This is a genomic window from Pseudomonas sp. R4-39-08 (assembly GCF_003852275.1).
Taxonomy (GTDB): Bacteria; Pseudomonadota; Gammaproteobacteria; order Pseudomonadales; family Pseudomonadaceae; genus Aquipseudomonas.
Genome location: NZ_CP027733.1, coordinates 3,735,830 through 3,751,877, shown reverse-complemented (window position 1 = coordinate 3,751,877; position 16,048 = coordinate 3,735,830). Strand labels below are relative to the sequence as shown.

Annotated in this window: 17 protein-coding genes; 11 read left to right on the top strand and 6 right to left on the bottom strand. The window is 62.0% G+C overall.

What is annotated here, in order from left to right; genetic code table 11:
• The first annotated feature begins 17 nt into the window (after positions 1-17).
• The 5 genes from C4J88_RS17305 (at position 18) to C4J88_RS17285 (ending at position 4,892) form a co-directional block, all read left to right on the top strand.
• Positions 18-989, top strand: a complete 972-nt coding sequence (locus C4J88_RS17305) for an amino acid ABC transporter permease (protein ID WP_124367572.1) — start codon at positions 18-20, stop codon at positions 987-989.
• Positions 982-1,755, top strand: a complete 774-nt coding sequence (locus C4J88_RS17300) for an amino acid ABC transporter ATP-binding protein (RefSeq protein ID WP_124407659.1) — start codon at positions 982-984, stop codon at positions 1,753-1,755. The genes C4J88_RS17305 and C4J88_RS17300 overlap by 8 nt, the downstream gene beginning before the upstream one ends.
• A gap of 18 nt (positions 1,756-1,773) precedes the next feature.
• Complete coding sequence (locus C4J88_RS17295) at positions 1,774-2,697, top strand: ABC transporter substrate-binding protein (protein WP_124407658.1); 924 nt, start codon at positions 1,774-1,776, stop codon at positions 2,695-2,697.
• 11 nt (positions 2,698-2,708) lie between these two features.
• Positions 2,709-4,292, top strand: coding sequence for an FAD-dependent oxidoreductase (locus tag C4J88_RS17290; RefSeq protein WP_124407657.1), 1,584 nt, complete (start codon positions 2,709-2,711; stop codon positions 4,290-4,292).
• A gap of 177 nt (positions 4,293-4,469) precedes the next feature.
• Entirely contained in the window at positions 4,470-4,892 is a 423-nt protein-coding gene (locus tag C4J88_RS17285) for a RidA family protein (RefSeq protein ID WP_124407656.1), read from the top strand.
• 6 nt (positions 4,893-4,898) lie between these two features.
• On the opposite strand, the gene C4J88_RS17280 is transcribed toward C4J88_RS17285, so the two are convergent.
• From C4J88_RS17280 to C4J88_RS17260, 5 genes are all read right to left on the bottom strand, one after another.
• Positions 4,899-5,471 carry an HD family hydrolase gene (locus C4J88_RS17280; RefSeq protein ID WP_124407655.1) on the bottom strand — a complete coding sequence of 191 codons (573 nt, stop codon included), beginning with the start codon at positions 5,469-5,471 and terminating at the stop codon, positions 4,899-4,901.
• An 86-nt stretch (positions 5,472-5,557) separates the two neighbouring features.
• Positions 5,558-6,115 carry a helix-turn-helix transcriptional regulator gene (locus C4J88_RS17275; protein ID WP_124407654.1) on the bottom strand — a complete coding sequence of 186 codons (558 nt, stop codon included), beginning with the start codon at positions 6,113-6,115 and terminating at the stop codon, positions 5,558-5,560.
• Positions 6,116-6,148: 33 nt separating this feature from the next.
• Positions 6,149-6,979, bottom strand: a complete 831-nt coding sequence (locus C4J88_RS17270; protein ID WP_124407653.1) for a 5'-nucleotidase, lipoprotein e(P4) family — start codon at positions 6,977-6,979, stop codon at positions 6,149-6,151.
• A gap of 39 nt (positions 6,980-7,018) precedes the next feature.
• Positions 7,019-7,255 (bottom strand): hypothetical protein, encoded by a 237-nt coding sequence (locus tag C4J88_RS17265; protein WP_124363466.1) that lies wholly within the window; start codon positions 7,253-7,255, stop codon positions 7,019-7,021.
• A gap of 73 nt (positions 7,256-7,328) precedes the next feature.
• Positions 7,329-8,405 (bottom strand): aldo/keto reductase, encoded by a 1,077-nt coding sequence (locus C4J88_RS17260; protein WP_124371208.1) that lies wholly within the window; start codon positions 8,403-8,405, stop codon positions 7,329-7,331.
• A 225-nt stretch (positions 8,406-8,630) separates the two neighbouring features.
• Between C4J88_RS17260 and C4J88_RS17255 the strand changes: the two genes are divergently transcribed.
• The 6 genes from C4J88_RS17255 to C4J88_RS17230 all read left to right on the top strand — a co-directional run bounded on the left by C4J88_RS17255 (position 8,631) and on the right by C4J88_RS17230 (position 14,755).
• Positions 8,631-9,263, top strand: coding sequence for a glutathione S-transferase family protein (locus C4J88_RS17255; RefSeq protein WP_124407652.1), 633 nt, complete (start codon positions 8,631-8,633; stop codon positions 9,261-9,263).
• Positions 9,264-9,279: 16 nt separating this feature from the next.
• Positions 9,280-10,200, top strand: a complete 921-nt coding sequence (locus C4J88_RS17250; RefSeq protein WP_124407651.1) for a LysR family transcriptional regulator — start codon at positions 9,280-9,282, stop codon at positions 10,198-10,200.
• Positions 10,200-11,084, top strand: coding sequence for a LysR family transcriptional regulator (locus C4J88_RS17245; protein WP_124407650.1), 885 nt, complete (start codon positions 10,200-10,202; stop codon positions 11,082-11,084). The genes C4J88_RS17250 and C4J88_RS17245 overlap by 1 nt, the downstream gene beginning before the upstream one ends.
• Before the next feature lie 79 nt (positions 11,085-11,163).
• Positions 11,164-12,096, top strand: coding sequence for a pyridoxamine 5'-phosphate oxidase family protein (locus C4J88_RS17240; protein ID WP_124407649.1), 933 nt, complete (start codon positions 11,164-11,166; stop codon positions 12,094-12,096).
• A gap of 732 nt (positions 12,097-12,828) precedes the next feature.
• Positions 12,829-13,785 carry a type III secretion protein gene (locus tag C4J88_RS17235; RefSeq protein ID WP_177412916.1) on the top strand — a complete coding sequence of 319 codons (957 nt, stop codon included), beginning with the start codon at positions 12,829-12,831 and terminating at the stop codon, positions 13,783-13,785.
• Between the two features lie 109 nt (positions 13,786-13,894).
• Positions 13,895-14,755 carry a hypothetical protein gene (locus C4J88_RS17230; RefSeq protein ID WP_256659039.1) on the top strand — a complete coding sequence of 287 codons (861 nt, stop codon included), beginning with the start codon at positions 13,895-13,897 and terminating at the stop codon, positions 14,753-14,755.
• Positions 14,756-15,210: 455 nt separating this feature from the next.
• Here C4J88_RS17230 and C4J88_RS17225 read toward each other — a convergent pair whose 3' ends face one another.
• A complete protein-coding gene (locus tag C4J88_RS17225; protein WP_124371198.1) occupies positions 15,211-15,516 on the bottom strand; it encodes a DUF6124 family protein in 306 nt (101 codons plus the stop codon).
• Between the last annotated feature and the right edge of the window lie 532 nt (positions 15,517-16,048).

The following is a 16,048-nucleotide window of genomic DNA, read 5'->3' as shown; positions in this document are numbered from 1 at the left end:
CCTGCGAGGAATAGAACATGCCCATTGTCGCCAAACCCTACGACCTGATCGATGAGGTCAACCATTACCCGATCCGCACGCGCCGCGCCTCGACGCCGATCAAGGCCCTGCAGGTGGTGCCGGCCCGGCATCCATGGCGCTGGGCCGGGTCGATCTTTGCCGCGCTGGTGCTGCTCGCCATCGTGCACTCCCTGGCCACCAACCCGCGTTGGGAGTGGGGCGTGTTCGGCCAGTGGTTTTTCTCGCCGTCGGTGCTGCGCGGCCTGGGGCAGACCCTGTTGCTGACGCTGCTGAGCACGCTGTTCAGCGTCATTCTCGGCACCGCGCTGGCCCTGGCGCGTTTGTCGGGCTCGCCGCTGCTGGCGGCGTTGGCCTGGGGTTATATCTGGTTCTTCCGCTCGATGCCGGCGCTGCTGGTGCTGATCATTCTCTACAACTTTGCCTACCTGTACGACCACATCGTGATCGGTGTGCCGTTCACCGAGCAGGTGTTCGCGCAGTGGTCCACCGTGGATGTGCTCAGCCAGTTCACCGTGGCGGTGCTGGGCTTGAGCCTGATGCAGGCGGCGTACGCGGCGGAGATCATCCGCGGCGGTTTGATCGGGGTGGATGCCGGCCAGCATGAAGCGGCGGCGGCATTGGGGCTGCCGGCCTCGCGACGGATTTTCCGGATCATCTTGCCCCAGGCCTTGCGCTCGATTCTGCCGTCGGGTTTCAACGAGATCATCGGCCTGGTCAAGGGCACGTCCATTGTCTACGTGCTGGCCCTGCCGGAGCTGTTCTACACCGTGCAGGTCATCTACAACCGCACCCAGGCGGTGATCCCGCTGCTGATCGTGGCCACGGTGTGGTACCTGATCATCACCACGGTGCTGACCAGCGCCCAATATTACGTCGAGCGCCATTTCGCCCGTGGCACCGCGCGCGTGCTGCCGCCGACACCGCTGCAACGCCTGCGCTTTTGGCTCAAGGAGAAATCCCATGGCTGAAGCACGCGCAGGGCGCATCCAGATCCAGGGCGTGGGCAAGCGGTTCGGCAACCAGCAGGTGCTCGATAACATCGACCTGACGATCGATCCGGGCAAAGTCACAGTGATCCTCGGGCCGTCCGGCTCGGGCAAATCCACCTTGCTGCGCACCATCAATCACCTGGAAAAGATCGACAGCGGGCATATCACCATCGACGGCGAGTACGTCGGCTATCGGCGCAAGGGTGACCTGCTCTACGAGCTCAAGGAGCGCGAAATTCTCAAGCGGCGCATCGACGTGGGCTTCGTGTTCCAGAACTTCAACCTGTTCCCGCACCTCACCGCCTGGGAAAACGTTGCCGAAGCGCCGTTGGCCCACAAGCGCTGGAGCAAGGCCGAAGCCCAGGGCAAAGCCGCCGAACTGCTGACCAAGGTCGGCCTGGCGGACAAGCTCGAGGCCTACCCGCGCCAGCTCTCCGGCGGCCAGCAACAGCGCGTCGCCATTGCGCGTGCCCTGGCGCTGGACCCCAAGGTGTTGTTGTTCGACGAACCCACCTCGGCCCTCGACCCGGAACTGGTGGGCGAAGTGCTCGACGTGATCAAGGGCCTGACCCGATTGGGCGTGACCCTGGTGATCGTCACCCACGAAATCGGCTTTGCCCGCGAGGTGGCCGACCATGTGGTGTTTCTCTGCGACGGCCAGTTGATCGAAGAAGGCCCGCCCGAACAGATCTTGCGCCAACCCCGACATCCCCGCACCCAGGCCTTTCTCGGCAAGGTGCTTTAGTTCAAGGAGTGACTGCCCATGTTTAACCATCCCCTGCGCGTGGCCGTGCTGGCGCTTGCCATTGGCACCGCACAACACGCGTTCGCTGTGCAGCAGGTCGACCTCAGCCCCGACCGCCCGCGCATTCATGCGCCACGTAACGAGGCGGCCATCGCGCAAATCCCGCCGGGCTTCAAGTTCGCCCAGCCGGGCAAGTTCACCGTGGCCGTGTCCGGTGTGGCCGGGCCGCCATTGGCGCTGCTGGCCAGCGATGACAAGACCACCATCGGCAGTGAAGCCGACACCGCGCAGTTGGTCGCCGACAGCCTCGGCCTGCAACTGAACGTTGTGCAGACCAGTTGGGAGGACTGGCCCCTGGGCGTCAGTTCGGGCAAGTACGACGCGGTGATCAGCAACGTCACCGTGACCGAGGCGCGCAAGAAGCGCTTTGACTTCGCCACCTATCGACAGGATGTGCTCGGGTTTTACGTCAAGAGCACCAGCCCGATCAGCGAGATCAAACAGGCCGCCGACATTGCCGGGCTGAAGATCATCGTCGGCTCCGGGACCAATCAGGAAAAAGTCTTGCTGGCGTGGAACGAGGCCAATGAAAAGGCCGGCCTCAAGCCTGCGCTGTTGCAGTACTTCGACGACCAGGCCGCCGCGCAGCTGTCGGTGCAGTCGGGGCGCAGCGATGCGTTGTTCGGGCCTAACTCGGTGTACGCCTATTCGGCGGCGATCACCGGCGGCATCAAGCGCGTCGGCACCGTCAACGGCGGCTGGCCGTTGCAGGCGGATATCGCCGTGACCACGCGCAAGGACAACGGCCTGGTCAAGCCGATCCACACCGCCCTGGAAGGTGCGATTGCCGGAGGGCAATACGCGCAGGTGCTGCAGCGCTGGGGGCTGGATGTGGAGCGCGTCGATGCATCGTTGATCAACCCACCGGGCCTGCCGGATTAGGAGTCGCGACCATGACACTGACACGACGTGAAGCGCTGTCCAGCATTGCTGCAGTCGGCGGCGAAAAGGCGGTCAAGGATGCGCTGGCCGCATTGGGCCTGGGGCCGTCTTCACACCGGCGCCCGCAACCGCTGAAACTCAAGGACGGCCTGGGGCAGGGCACCCGCGTGCTGGTGCTGGGCGCCGGGATTGCCGGGCTGGTCACCGCGCTGGAGCTGAGCCGGGCCGGGTTCACCGTGCAGGTGCTGGAGGCGCGCGACCGCGTGGGTGGGCGCACTTGGACCCTGCGCAACGGCGACCGCGTGGACTACAAGGATGGCCGCTCGCAAACCGTGGCGTTCGATCCGGGCCAGTATTTCAACGCCGGCCCTGCGCGTATTCCCAGCCAGCATCGCACGATCCTCGACTATTGCAGCGAATTGGGCGTGCCCCTGGAAGTGCTGGTCAACAGCAGCCATGGCGCCCAGGTCCGGCCCGACCTGCAGCAACCGGCGTTCAGCGTCGGCCAGGCGGTCAACGATGCACGCGGGCATCTGTCCGGCTTGCTCGCCAAGGCGGTGCAGCGTGATGCGCTTGACGATGTCTTGACCCTTGATGAACGCACGCGACTGCTCGCGTTCCTGCAGGTGTATGGCGACCTTTCCCAAGCGCTGGCGTACGAGGGCAGCTTGCGTTCCGGCCACCTGGAATCGCCTGCGCACCCCGGTGCACTGCCAGCCACCGCGCGGCCGCTCGACCTTGAGCGCCTGCTGCATCCAGAGCTGTGGGGCGCGCTGCTGCACACCGAATTCCCGGAGTTTTCGGCAACCATGTTCCAGCCGGTGGGCGGCATGGACCGGATCACCGAGGCGTTCTACCAGCGCGTGCGCGAGCAGGTGCAGTTGGGCGCGCAGGTACGGCAGATTCGCCAGTTGGACGACGGCGTCGCGGTGATCTATCACGACCAGCACAGCGGCCGTGAACAGGTGGTGCGCGCTGATTACCTGGTCTGCACCTTGCCGCTGCCGTTGCTGGCCAAACTCGACACCGACTTCAGCGACCCGATCAAGGCGGCCTTGCTCAGCACCCGCAGCGACCAGGCAACCAAAGTGGCGTGGCAATCGCCGCGCTTCTGGGAAACCGATTACCGCACTTATGGCGGCCTGTCCTGGGTCGAACACCCGGCGCGCTTGCTGTGGTACCCGAGCAACGACCTCAATACCCGCGAAGGCGTGCTGGTGGCCGGTTACGTCACCGGGGAGGGCGCCGACGTGTTCGGCGCGCAGTCGTTCGACGCGCAATACGCCGCTTCCCGGCAAGCCGTGGAGTTGCTGCACCCCGGTTATTCCAGGCACCTGCGCCATCCGTTGGCGGTGTCCTGGGAGCAGATCCCCTACAGCGAAGGCCCGTGGCTGCAACGCGAACACTTCCCGGCCGATGCCAGCGCGCTGCTCGAACAGGCCCACGGCCGCGTGTACTTCGCCGGCGACGGTCTGGTGCAAAGCGGCGTGGGCATCTGGCAGGAATCGGCGGCCAATTCGGCGCGGCATGTGGTTGCGCAACTGGCCGAGCGCGTGACGCAACAGCGCCAGATCACGGCATTGGCGGCGTCATGAGACTGCGCTGTCGTGGCGAGGGAGCTTGCTCCCGCTGGACTGCGTAGCGGTCCCAATCGTGGTGAGCTGGGAGCTGGGTGACCGCCATCCCGGCCCAGCGGGAGCAAGCTCCCTCGCCACAAAGGGTATGGGGCAGCCTTCGAGATTTGTGTAAACCTTCAATCAAGGAGCAACATCATGAGCGACAGTATCCAACGCACCAGCGTCGGCGATTTCCCCATCTCACAGACTGTGACCGTACCGGCCTCGGCCAGCCTGATCTTCGTCAGCGGCACCTTGCCGGACCTGGCCGACCCGAACGTCCCCGGGGTTTACGGCAACACCGAAGTGCAAACGGTTTCGGTGTTCAACAAACTGCGCAAAATCCTTCAGCAGCAGGACCTGGACCTGGGCGATATCGTGCAGTTGCGGGTGTTTCTGGTGGGCGCCGCTGAAACCGACGGCAAGCTGGATTTCGCCGGGCTGCAGCGCGGTTACACGCAGTTCTTCGGCACCCCCGAACAACCGAACAAACCGGCGCGCACCGCGTTGCAGGTGGTGGCGCTGCCCCTGCCGGGGGCGTTGGTGGAAGTGGATGCGGTGGCGGCCAGGGCCGGGTGATGTCAGTCACTGCGCGGCGTCGAGGCGTTCCTGGGTAGCCCGGTCGATCAACGCACGTAGCGCCTCGAATAAGGGCTCGGCATCCGTATGTTTCTTGCCGTATACCAGGTTGAAAGCGTAATCGAAATCCGGCGGGTTGAGGCCCTGGGTGTGCTGCAGCAGGGTCTCCAGCTTGTCCATCGCCTTGACGGCTTTGGCTTCCGGCGACAGTGCGTTCTCGTAGTCATCCCACAGCGTCAGAATCTGGCTTTTCAGGGGCCCATCCAGGGCTTGGGTCAACTGCAGCAGGTCGCGCCGCTCCTGCTCGCCCTTGTTGGGAAACGCCGCCTGGCTGACTGCTGGAATGTCACCGTTAATGGCTTCGCCCAAGTCATGGATCACGCACATCTTGAGGATTTTAAGCAGGTCCAGGCCGGGCAGTTGATCGGCGAACACCATCGCCATCAGGCACAGGCGCCAACTGTGTTCGGCGGTACTTTCCGTGCGTCCCGAAGCGGTGTGGGCGCTTCTGAGCACGTCCTTGAGTTTCTCGGCTTCGCGCAGAAAGTCGAGGCGGCCTTTGATTTTCTCGAAGTCCATGACGCTGCCTCCATCAGGTTGATGATGCAGGTAAGCCTAGGTGCGCTGGCGCGGTGCGTCCACGCATAAAAAATGCACGAGGCCGGTCAGAGCGTCTCGACCAGACGCGCGGCGCTGCCATCGCTGAGGATCAGGCGTGTCCAGCGACACAGGCTTGGGCGGATCGGCACGAGGCTGGAGTCGTTGCTGCCGGTGCTGAATTGAAGCGCTGGCGGCGCCTGGTTCTCGCGCCAGCCGGTGTGGTCCAACGCGGCTTCGACCTGGCGGATTTCCGCTGTCGCATAACGCCACAGCGATTGGCCCATCAAGTCGACCAATGGGCGGCTGAACTGGGCGGCGCGGGAGGGCGAACAGGCCAGGAGGCGGTGCGTCAGGTCGCACACCAGGTGTACGGCGCGCGAGCTGTCTCTGACCAGCCCGGCCAGGGCCTGATCAGCTGCGGTGTCAAGCCGAGCGGACAGCAACCGTTCCAGCTGTTGGTGCGCGGCAGCGTCCATGGCTTGCAGGCCATTCTCCCAGCGGGACAACGTCGATTGATTTACGTTGAACATCTGTGCGGCATGGGTTTGCTTGACGCGGTGTAACAGGCGCCATCGGCGCAGCGCAATGCCCGGAATGGCGGGCTGGAGCAGCAGGGCGGGCATTTCGCGTTTCCTCGTCAATGACAGGCCGGTGGGCTACAACTGCAACGCCTGCTGTTTGAGCCTGCGCTTTTGCTCGAATGGCAACGTTTCATTATCCCCATACGGCGCGCTGTACCAGTTGCCATATGTCGGATTGGGCAGCAGAAACCAGCGCTGCCCCAGCCAGCTCACATATGGCGCCACCGCCTTGCGTTGGGCCGCCAGCGTGTTGTGCTCGGCCTGCACGAAATCTCCCAGCGAGTCGCCGGCCATCAACAGCACGCGCGCGTGGCTGGCGACCCATTGGCGCCGGCAGGTCTTGCCGTAGCCGGCGCTTTCGCAATGGCCGATGGGGGTGCTGGCTGCCAGGATCTGTTCGTCGCGCTCGATCGGGAAACCACGCAAACGCAGGTTTCTGGCCGTGGCCGCGACCTGGCTGTGTTCGCGGTTGGTGAGGTAATAGACCTCGATGCCTTTTTGCCGAGCCGCCTGCAGGAACGCCACCGAACCAGGCAGCGCCTGGGCCTTGGCTTGATCGACCCAGGTGTTCCAGCGGTCATAGGAATAGACCTGGTTATGGATAATGTCACGGGCATTGAGCGGCACGTTGTCCAGCAGGGTTTCGTCGATATCGACCACCACGGCCGGGGGCAACCCTTTCAAATCCCGGGCAGGCAAGGGCAGGGCGTCCCAGGTGGGATCGGCCAGGGCTGTATCGAGTTGGCGGGTCGCGTTGGCGAACAGCTGGCGGTAGATCAACTCGTGCTCGATGGAGGTCTGGGTCCAGAGCACGGCGTCGAGCTGGTCGTTGGCCGGTGGGGTTTGCTGGCAGCCGGTGAGGGCAATGGATAAAAGGCAGGCGCTGGCGAAAATCAGGTTACGCATTGAAAGGCTCTCAGCGGTGGGTAGGCTCAATCATAAGCGCTACCCATCGGCCTTGCGATCAATCCAATGGGTCTTGATGCCCTTGGCCCACGCCACCGTATAGAAACAACTGAGCAGCACGATGCCCCATTGCTCGGCATTGATCGACGACCAGAACCAGAATGGCTGGCCGGCCATGCCGAACAGGCAGGCGTAGCGGCGTACATGCAGGCGTTTGCTTTGGCTAAACCAGATAGCGACGACGCCGAGGGCGGCGATCATGATTTGCGCGATCAAAGCGATCTCCTTGATCAAGGTGAGAGGGCACAGGCCCCTCCCACCTGTTGAACGGCTGTGTGTCGCCGAAGGGTTATTTGTCCTTGCGCGCATCCATGGTTTTTTGATGCTCGGCAAGGAACGGCTGCTCCGCCGGATCGAAGCGATCGATCCCTGCGGTAAACCGATGCCAGTACGGATACAACGGCTGGCGACGCGTCACGGCCTCGATGCGTGAGGATTGCTCCTCGGTCAGCTTCAGCTCGGTGGCGGCAAGGTTGTCGCGCAGATGCGCCTCGGTACGGGCGCCGACGATCAGCGAGGTGATCCCCGGGCGATCCTTGAGCCATGCCAGGCAAGTGCGCGCCACCGAGACCCCGTGTTCATCGCCCACGGCAGCCAGGGTTTCGATGATGTCCAGCGCGCGTTCCTGGTCGTGCACGTAGGGTTCCGGCCAGTCGCTGCCCTGGCGGGTGTTGGCCGGTGGCTTATGCCCGCGCCGGGTCGAGCCGGTCAGCAGGCCTTCACCCATCGGCCCCCACACCAGCGTGCCGACCTGCTGGTCCAGTGCCAGCGGCAGCAGCTCGTACTCGGCCTCGCGGGATTCGGGGGTGTAGTAGATCTGCTGGGTGATCGGCTTGAGCATGCCATGCAACTCGGCCTTGCCCAGGGTTTTCATCATTTGCCAGGCGGTGAAGTTGCTGGTGCCGAAGTAGCGGATCTTGCCCGAACCGACCAACAGGCGCAGCGCCTCGAGCGTCTCTTCGATGGGCGTCAGGCCGTCCCAGTTGTGCAGTTGGTACAAGTCGATATGGTCGGTGCCCAAGCGCTTCAAGCTGGCTTCACAGGCGCGAATCAAGTGATAGCGCGATGAGCCGGAATTGTTCGGGTTCTGGTCCACCGGGCTGCGGCCCTTGGTTGCCAGCAGGATGTCGTTGCGCTTGTCGCCCAGGGCTTTACCGACCACTTCCTCGGCCAGGCCATGGGAGTAAAGGTCGGCGGTGTCGATCATGTTCACCCCGGCATCAAACGCGATATCGAACATACGCCTGGCCTGGGGCACGTCCACCGCACCGCATTTCTCGAACTCGGCGCGACCGCCAAACGGCACGGTGCCCAGGATGATTTCCGAGACCAGCAGGCCGGAATGACCCAGTTGTCGGTATTGCATGTTGCCTCCTACTTTGCGTTGCACGTGAAGGTGTGAACGATGAGGGTGGCGATAGTTTGAATTTTTTTATGAAAACTTAGGGCGGGAGCGGCTAAACAAACGCCGAGCGCGCGTCGCTGGATTGTTTCGGCAGCTGAAATACTGGATTGTAAATCCTGGTTATTCTGTCAATTGAAGCAGCGGTGGAATATGCCGGGTGTCGATATCTAATTTTCTGGAGCCCTCATGTCTCAGCCCGCAATCAAACTGTATGGTTTCCCCCTGTCCGGCCACTCCCATCGAGCCGAGCTGATGCTGTCCCTGCTGGGCCTGCCTATGGAATTTATCCTGGTGGACCTCAAGCAAGGCGCGCATAAATCACCCGAATTCATCGCCACCCTTAACCGCTTTGGCCAAGTGCCGGTGATCGACGATGGCGGGACGATACTGGCGGACTCCAATGCCATCCTGGTCTACCTGGCTGCCACCTATGGCAACGGCCAGTGGTTGCCCGCTGATTCGGTCGGGCAGGCGCGGGTGCAGCGTTGGCTCTCGGCGGCGGCCGGTCAGTTGCATGCCGGGCCTGCCACTGCGCGGTTGGCCACGGTGTTTGGCGCCGACGTGGATGCGGACGTCGCCATCAACCGCGCCCATGCACTGCTGAACGTGATGGAGCAGCAACTGGGTGAGAGCCGCTTCCTGGCTGGCGATTCGCCGAGCATCGCCGATATCGCGTTCTACACCTATACGGCCCATGCGCCGGAAGGCAATGTGTCGCTGGCCGACTATCCTCAGGTGCGCGCCTGGCTGGCCAGCATTGAAGCGCTGCCGGGTTTCGTCGGCATGCCGCGCACGGCGGCGGGTCTGCAATCAGAGTAACCAGCAAGGGGCGTCGATGGACCGTTTTCATGAAATGCAGGTGTTCCTCGCGGTGGCCGACGAGGGCGGCTTTGCCGCCGCCGCACGGCGTCTGAACACCTCGCCGCCCAGCGTGACCCGGGCGATTGCCGCCATGGAACAACGCATCGGCACCCAGCTGCTGGCGCGCACCACCCGCAGCCTTCACTTGACCGAAGCCGGGCAGCGTTACCTGGAAGACTGTCGGCGCATCCTCGCCGAGCTGGGTGAGGCCGAGGAAGCGGCGGCGGGCAGTTATTCGATCCCCTGCGGGCAACTGAACGTGACCGCCCCGGTGCTGTTCGGCGAGCTGTTCGTGGCGCCGACGCTGGGCGATTATCTCGACCGCTTTCCCCAGGTGAACATCAATGCGCTGCTGGTCGACCGTGTGGTCAATATGAGCGACGAAGGCGTCGACGTGGCCGTGCGCATCGGTCATCTGCACGAGCCGGGGCAGCAGGCGATCAAGGTCGGCGAAGTGCGCCGGGTGGTGTGCGCATCGCCCGCTTACCTCGACCGGCATGGGCGACCCCAACGGCCTGAACACTTGCGTGAAGCGAAGATCGTGGCCTCATCCGCCAGCCAACGCCTGGATGAATGGGCGTTTGTCGACGCCGGCCAGGCGCTGACGGTGGCTATCGAACCGCGCCTGGTGGTCACCGCGAACAACGCTGCGATCAACCTGGCGCGCCTTGGCTGGGGCATGACGCGGGTGCTGTCCTATCAGGTGGCGGCGGCGGTGGCGGCGGGTGAGCTGGAGCTTGTGCTGCAGGATTTCGAGCCGGCAGCGCTGCCGGTGCAGGTGGTATTCCAGAACAACGGGCGAGTGCCGGCCAAGGTCCACACCTTCGTCAATTTCCTTGCCGATCGGCTGGGGCATGACGCGGCCCTGAAACCGCTGATAAAGCCGCGCGACTGATGGAGCGTTATCGCGATATGCAGTTGTTCGCGGCGCTGGCCGGGCAACCGAGCCTGGCGGCGGCGGCGCGCTTGGCGCAGGTCTCCGGCCCGACCCTGGTGCGGGCGATTGCACGTCTGGAAGGGCGTTTGCGCGTAACGTTGTTGCAGCGCAGTACCCGTGGGGTCAGTCTGACAGACGCGGGCGACGCCTACATGGCCGATTGTGTGCGGCTGCTGGCGGCGGTGGAGGCGGCTGAAGCTTCGGCCAAAGGGTTGCATAGCCAGGCCCAGGGCAATCTGCGGGTATTCTTGCCGTTGCTGTTCAACCGCTATGTCATGGCGCCGGTACTGGCCGCGTATATGGACCGTTACCCGCAGGTACGTGTAGTGGCTCACTATCACGACTACTACCCGAACCTGCACGAAGAAGGGCTGGACGTGGCGGTGCTGGTCGGCGAGTTGCCCAGCTCGTCATTGATCGCACGGCCGGTGGGGCATGTGCGGCATATCCTCTGCGCCAGCCCCGGCTACCTGGCCGCCCACGGAGAACCGCAGCATCCCGCCGCCCTCAAGCAGCATCATTTGATCGCCAATACCGACCCGGTGCAGTGGGACTTCGCGCACTATCAGCTCAAGGCCCGCGCGCGGCTGCGCTGCGCCACGGTGCAGGGTTCCATCAATGCGGCCTTGACGGGGGCAGGGCTGCTGCGTTGCCTGAGCTACCCGGTGCACGAGCATTTGCTGAGCGGCCGGCTGCGTCGCGTATTGCCTGGCTTTGAGTCGCCGGCGGTGCCGGTGCAGCTGGTGTACCGCGAAGGTCGCCATGCGTCCATGCGCGTGCGCAGTTTTGTCGATGACTGTGTGGCGGCTTTGCGCGAGCACCCGGCATTTCAGTTGGCGTAACAGTGGATTGCCTGGGGTGGTCATTCTCTCGGCGACAGGTCAGGCGCAGCATCCAGCTATCCAACGAGAGGTGAACGCCATGAACGCGATCGAAGCATCCCCCTGGCATAGCGGCGAAAGGCAACTGCAGGAAAGTGCCGGCGTGGCCGACCGCATGGCCGTGATCGGCCCCAAGGTCATACGCGATCACCTGCCGGAGCAGCATCGCGATTTCTTTCCCTTGCTGCCTTACCTGATGCTGGGCGTGGTGGATGAACACGGCATTCCATGGGCAACGATGCTCGAAGGCGCGCCAGGCTTCGCCCATTCGCCTGATCCGCAGCGGTTGCAGATCGACAGCCTGCCCTGCAGAAGCGACCCCGCCCGGGCGGGGCTAGCGGTCGGCGCGGCCGTCGGCGTGCTCGGTATCGACCTGAACACACGCCGTCGCAATCGCATGAACGGGCGCATCGGCGCGCTGGATCACGACGGCTTTGCGGTGGACGTGGTGCAGAGCTTCGGCAACTGTCCCAAATACATCCAACTGCGACCTGTCGATACCATTGCGCGCAAACCTGGCAGCGTGGCTGAGCGCAGCGACAGCCTGGATGGCGCTGCACACACAATGATCCGCAATGCCGACACCTTCTTCGTCGCCAGTTATGTCGACCTGCACGGCGAGCGCTCGGTGGATGTTTCCCATCGCGGCGGCAGCACCGGTTTTGTGCGGGTCGAGGGCAATGTGCTGACCATTCCGGACTTTGCCGGCAACCTGTTCTTCAACACCCTCGGCAACCTGCAAGCCAACCCGGTGGCGGGGTTGTTGTTCATCGATTTTGAATCGGGTGACGTGCTGCAGGTGGCCGGGCGTACTTCGCTGATCCTCAGCGGGCCGCAAGTGGCCGAGTTCGAAGGGGCGCAGCGATTGTGGACAGTGACTGTGGAGCAGGTGGTCCGCCGTCCGGCAGCATTGGCCTTGCGTTGGCAGTTCGTCGAATTTTCGCCCTATAGCCTGGCGATGGGAAGCTGGTAGCCAGGCGCGATCTGCCCGGCACAGGAGATCAAATGTGGGAGGGGGCTTGCCCTAATGCCAGTCAGTTAAGAAGTAGCAGGAGCGAGAACTAACTTGTGGCGAGGGAGCTTGCTCCCGCTGGGGCGCGAAGCGGCCCCAAACAATGGGACTGCTGCGCAGTCCAGCGGGAGCAAGCTCCCTCGCCACAGGTTCGGTGTCGCCTTAACTGACTGGCATTAGGGCTTGCCCCCGATAGCGGCGGTTCAGCTGGCTCATTTGTGGCTGATGCACCGCCATCAAATCGCTTGCGGCAGCTGGAATTACGCTGAGGATTGTTCGGATGAAAACGCTGAGTTTGAGGAATTTTCCGATGGAAATCAGCTGAAATAGAAGGACGTTGTTACCTGTTACGCCTCTGATATCAGGAACCTTTCCCACTGGCTTGCCACGCATGAGGACTTGTTGCATCAATGACCGACGGTGTCGGTTGGCAAGTAATGTTTCCTGAATCGCAGTGTGAGTTGCCTGGTGCGATTCCCATCCTTTTGCTAAATGAGGCTATACAAGATGGTCACGCTTAACACGTCTGACACTCGACAGGCTTATTGCGCCTATGCAACGTCTGCGCAAGTTAAAAACACACAGGGCCCTTCAACTTCCGATCGATTCAATCGTTTCGGACAAGTGCCGGCACACCCTGCACTGGGTCGAACTGTCCAGTCGAGCGGTAATGATCGAGGAACAGCTGAGCTGTTGAACTTACTCACGACGCTGGTAACAACACTTAAAACGTGGATGAACGAGGGAAGTTTGCCTCCCACCCCACAGCCACCCGTGACCGTAATACCCAAACCGGTTATTCCCAGGCCGCCGGTCGATATCGCGCCGATCCCCGATGCCGCGCAGCCCAGTAGAAGCCGATGGAAAGAACAACTGGCACCGTTCATGAATCGGTCAGATCTGGCCAGTAGCCGAAACGCTTTCGATACTGAACTTATTGAAATGTTTTCCGATAAAAACAGCGAGCCGTCGAACACGTTTTTGTCTGAAAAAGCCCCAAGGCAAAAACCCGACGATATCCGCAACGGGCTGCGTGCCACCTATGAGAACTTTCCCTACCAGGGCACCACCGGCAGAGAAGAACACGTGGCGGCGATCAAGGTGGCCATGGCCACCTTCGGGCAGAGTCCAACCGGGGTGTTCACGCAAGTCGTCAAGAGTGGAGATGGCTATGACGTCACGATGAAAGACGGCTTCAAGCTGCATATCACCGCTGAAGAGCTGCAACTGGCGGCCAAGGCGGCGAAATTCAGTGGCGGCGATGAAAGCATGGTCAAGGATGCGCAATTTCTGTTTGGGGTAATGAGCAAGCGTCAGCACCTGGAGCAGGCGCGCAACAATGCAACGGACCCGTTCTACAGCATTTATGGCAAGGACAGCGCTTACCACGCCCACCGCACTTATCCGGGGGTGCTGGCGGCAGCGGCACAGGGCATCGGCGGCGGTATGGCGTTGTCGTACCTTGGCCTCAAAGAACATATGCAGATCATCGATGCCAGTGCACTGGGCGCGCGTGTCGGGGTGCCATTGGACAAGGGCGAGCGACACAAGAATGGTGCGCTCTTTGATGGGGGCATGGAGGGGCAGTTATATAACCAGCCCGTTTCGCCGTCGTTGAAGGTTGTAACGCTTAGCGATCAAGTTGAGTAAACCACGTATTTATCTGCTTATTCTCATTGGAACAGTGGCCGTAGTGTTCAAGGCGCTGAGTGTTTATGCGCCTTTTTTAAGTCAGCTATGCGAGTGATTGTGGATGTTAGTGTCTAACGTTAAGTATGCTGTCCCTGGCTTCGCCGAGGCGAGTGGTACGGTAATTTATTCAGGTGCTGCAAATGAGGCTGCACCCGCCGGAGCAACCGAGCAGTTGAATAACCTGGTGGGAGAGTTGGAACGTTTATTGGCGCTTTTAGCGGCGCGGCTTAAACCGGAAGTCGACGTAAAACCCTCACCGTCCCCCCTTGATAATCTGAATGAACGGCGCGTCGATAAGCGTGATGTAAACCGTGACGAGTTTCTGAAAGGCACACCTGCGAATACGGGCGCCAAACCCAATGATATTTTCCAGAACTTCTATCAGTTGACCAAAGGCAATTGCGTGACGGTATCCGCAATCAAAGCCGCCATGATGAAGTTCGGTCACAACCCCCACGGTATTTACACGTCCATACACGCCATCGACGCCGGCTATCGTGTCGTCATGCGTGATGGGTTCAAGCTGGACATCACCCATGATGAGCTGAAACAGGCCCCGGCCGGCGCGAGCTTCGGCGCCGACCGACCCAATGATGTACTGGTCAATGCGCAGTTCTTATACGCCGTGAGCGCCAAGCGCGCGTATCTCGAAAATAATGACGGCGAGGCCAACGAGAGCTTCGCCGCCGCCATGCGCACGTTGAATGACGGTGAGTATCCGGGGCAGGCCCTGCGGCGCCTGGGCTTAAAGGACTTCGTTGCGCCCGCAACCCTCCAGGACTTCATGGACGGGGCTATCGGCACGATCGCCGACGCGTTTCACTCAATGGCGGTGGTGGACGGCTTTCTGGACAGTTATGGGTACAAACAGCAACTGAATAAGCGCGACTGGAACCGCCATTCAGTCATTGGCCTGAAACTGCTCTAGCGTGCGACCGCCAGGCTCGGTGGCTCGCCCCACGCGCCGCCCAGCGCGGTATACAGATTTCAGCGGGTGAACGACAGGGGATCGTTCCCACGCTCTGCGTGGTAACGCTTCCTGGGACGCTTTGCGTCCCGCCAACCGCTACTGGACACAGGTGACGCAGAGCGTCACGGGCTGCTTTCCCACGCGGAGCATGGGAACGATCGCCTTGGCGGGTGGGCTTGATAACCGCCGGGTATCCAACTGAGACTCCACGATCCAACTGTGGGGACTTGCCCCAATGCCACTGTAGGAGCGAGCTTGCTCGCGAAAAACGGCCAGGCAACGCGTTCATTCTGAATAAACGCGGGGGCCCTGAGTTCTTCGCGAGCAAGCTCGCTCCTACACAAAAGCCTTAACTGACTGGCATTGGGGCTTGCCCCCGATGGCGGCCTGACAGCCGACGAAAATATTGCATATCAGGCCGTTTTCGAAGGCTTCATGCACTCGATAGAGCGATCCACGGTTGTTTTGGCAATCTCCAGCAAATGCCACACCGCCAGGATCTTCGCCCGCTCAGGGCTGCTCAGCAACTCCCCGCAATCCAACGCCGTCGCCGAAGCGCTGTCGAGCAAGCTGGCGGTGTAGAGCAGCGCGTCTTCGAAGCTCAAATCTTCGTTGACGCTGTGGAACCCTTGGGTAGGCAGGTAATGGTCGATGGCCCGGTTGAACGCAGCGCGGTCTTTGGCGGGATCGAAGGGTGGATCGGGGAGGACTTTGTTCATGGTGTAGCTCCTTGTGAGTATTGGAGCCGACGCCTCTCGCGACTAAACGAAGGTGGCGGCTGTACGCAGGTTAGTCGACCGGCCACAAGGAAATCCGGCGCGCCCGAAGGCGCCCTGCGCACAGCCACCATAAAACTCCATGTGACCATGCGCCTTGTGACATACCGAGCGACTAAACCCGATCACTGATGAGCAGTGACAGGCCGCAGACTAGCCACCGATTCCAACCGGCACAAGGCGGCGGGGATTGTCTCGGAAACGTCCTGCAATTTAAAGAGATGTGGCTTGCTGGCCCTTTGAAAATGTTTCAGCGGGTGAACGACAGGGGATCGTTCCCACGCTCTGCGTGGTAACGCCTCCTGGGACGCTTTGCGTCCCGCCAACCGCTACTGGACACAGGTGACGCAGAGCGTCACGGCTGCTTTCCCACGCGGAGCATGGGAACGATCGCAGGCAGCCCTGACACCTCTCGGTCCCCTGTGGCGAGGGAGCTTGCTCCCGCTGGGGCGCGAAGCGGCCCGGTCTTTGTTAA

Coding starts and splice junctions, on each gene's coding strand:
- C4J88_RS17275 (WP_124407654.1), bottom strand. CDS start 6,115: ATGCCCGCCCTGCTGCTCCAGCCCGCCATTCCGGGCATTGCGCTGCGC.
- C4J88_RS17260 (WP_124371208.1), bottom strand. CDS start 8,405: ATGCAATACCGACAACTGGGTCATTCCGGCCTGCTGGTCTCGGAAATC.
- C4J88_RS17240 (WP_124407649.1), top strand. CDS start 11,164: ATGAACGCGATCGAAGCATCCCCCTGGCATAGCGGCGAAAGGCAACTG.
- C4J88_RS17285 (WP_124407656.1), top strand. CDS start 4,470: ATGAGCGACAGTATCCAACGCACCAGCGTCGGCGATTTCCCCATCTCA.
- C4J88_RS17305 (WP_124367572.1), top strand. CDS start 18: ATGCCCATTGTCGCCAAACCCTACGACCTGATCGATGAGGTCAACCAT.
- C4J88_RS17270 (WP_124407653.1), bottom strand. CDS start 6,979: ATGCGTAACCTGATTTTCGCCAGCGCCTGCCTTTTATCCATTGCCCTC.
- C4J88_RS17280 (WP_124407655.1), bottom strand. CDS start 5,471: ATGGACTTCGAGAAAATCAAAGGCCGCCTCGACTTTCTGCGCGAAGCC.
- C4J88_RS17290 (WP_124407657.1), top strand. CDS start 2,709: ATGACACTGACACGACGTGAAGCGCTGTCCAGCATTGCTGCAGTCGGC.
- C4J88_RS17255 (WP_124407652.1), top strand. CDS start 8,631: ATGTCTCAGCCCGCAATCAAACTGTATGGTTTCCCCCTGTCCGGCCAC.
- C4J88_RS17300 (WP_124407659.1), top strand. CDS start 982: ATGGCTGAAGCACGCGCAGGGCGCATCCAGATCCAGGGCGTGGGCAAG.
- C4J88_RS17295 (WP_124407658.1), top strand. CDS start 1,774: ATGTTTAACCATCCCCTGCGCGTGGCCGTGCTGGCGCTTGCCATTGGC.
- C4J88_RS17225 (WP_124371198.1), bottom strand. CDS start 15,516: ATGAACAAAGTCCTCCCCGATCCACCCTTCGATCCCGCCAAAGACCGC.
- C4J88_RS17250 (WP_124407651.1), top strand. CDS start 9,280: ATGGACCGTTTTCATGAAATGCAGGTGTTCCTCGCGGTGGCCGACGAG.
- C4J88_RS17245 (WP_124407650.1), top strand. CDS start 10,200: ATGGAGCGTTATCGCGATATGCAGTTGTTCGCGGCGCTGGCCGGGCAA.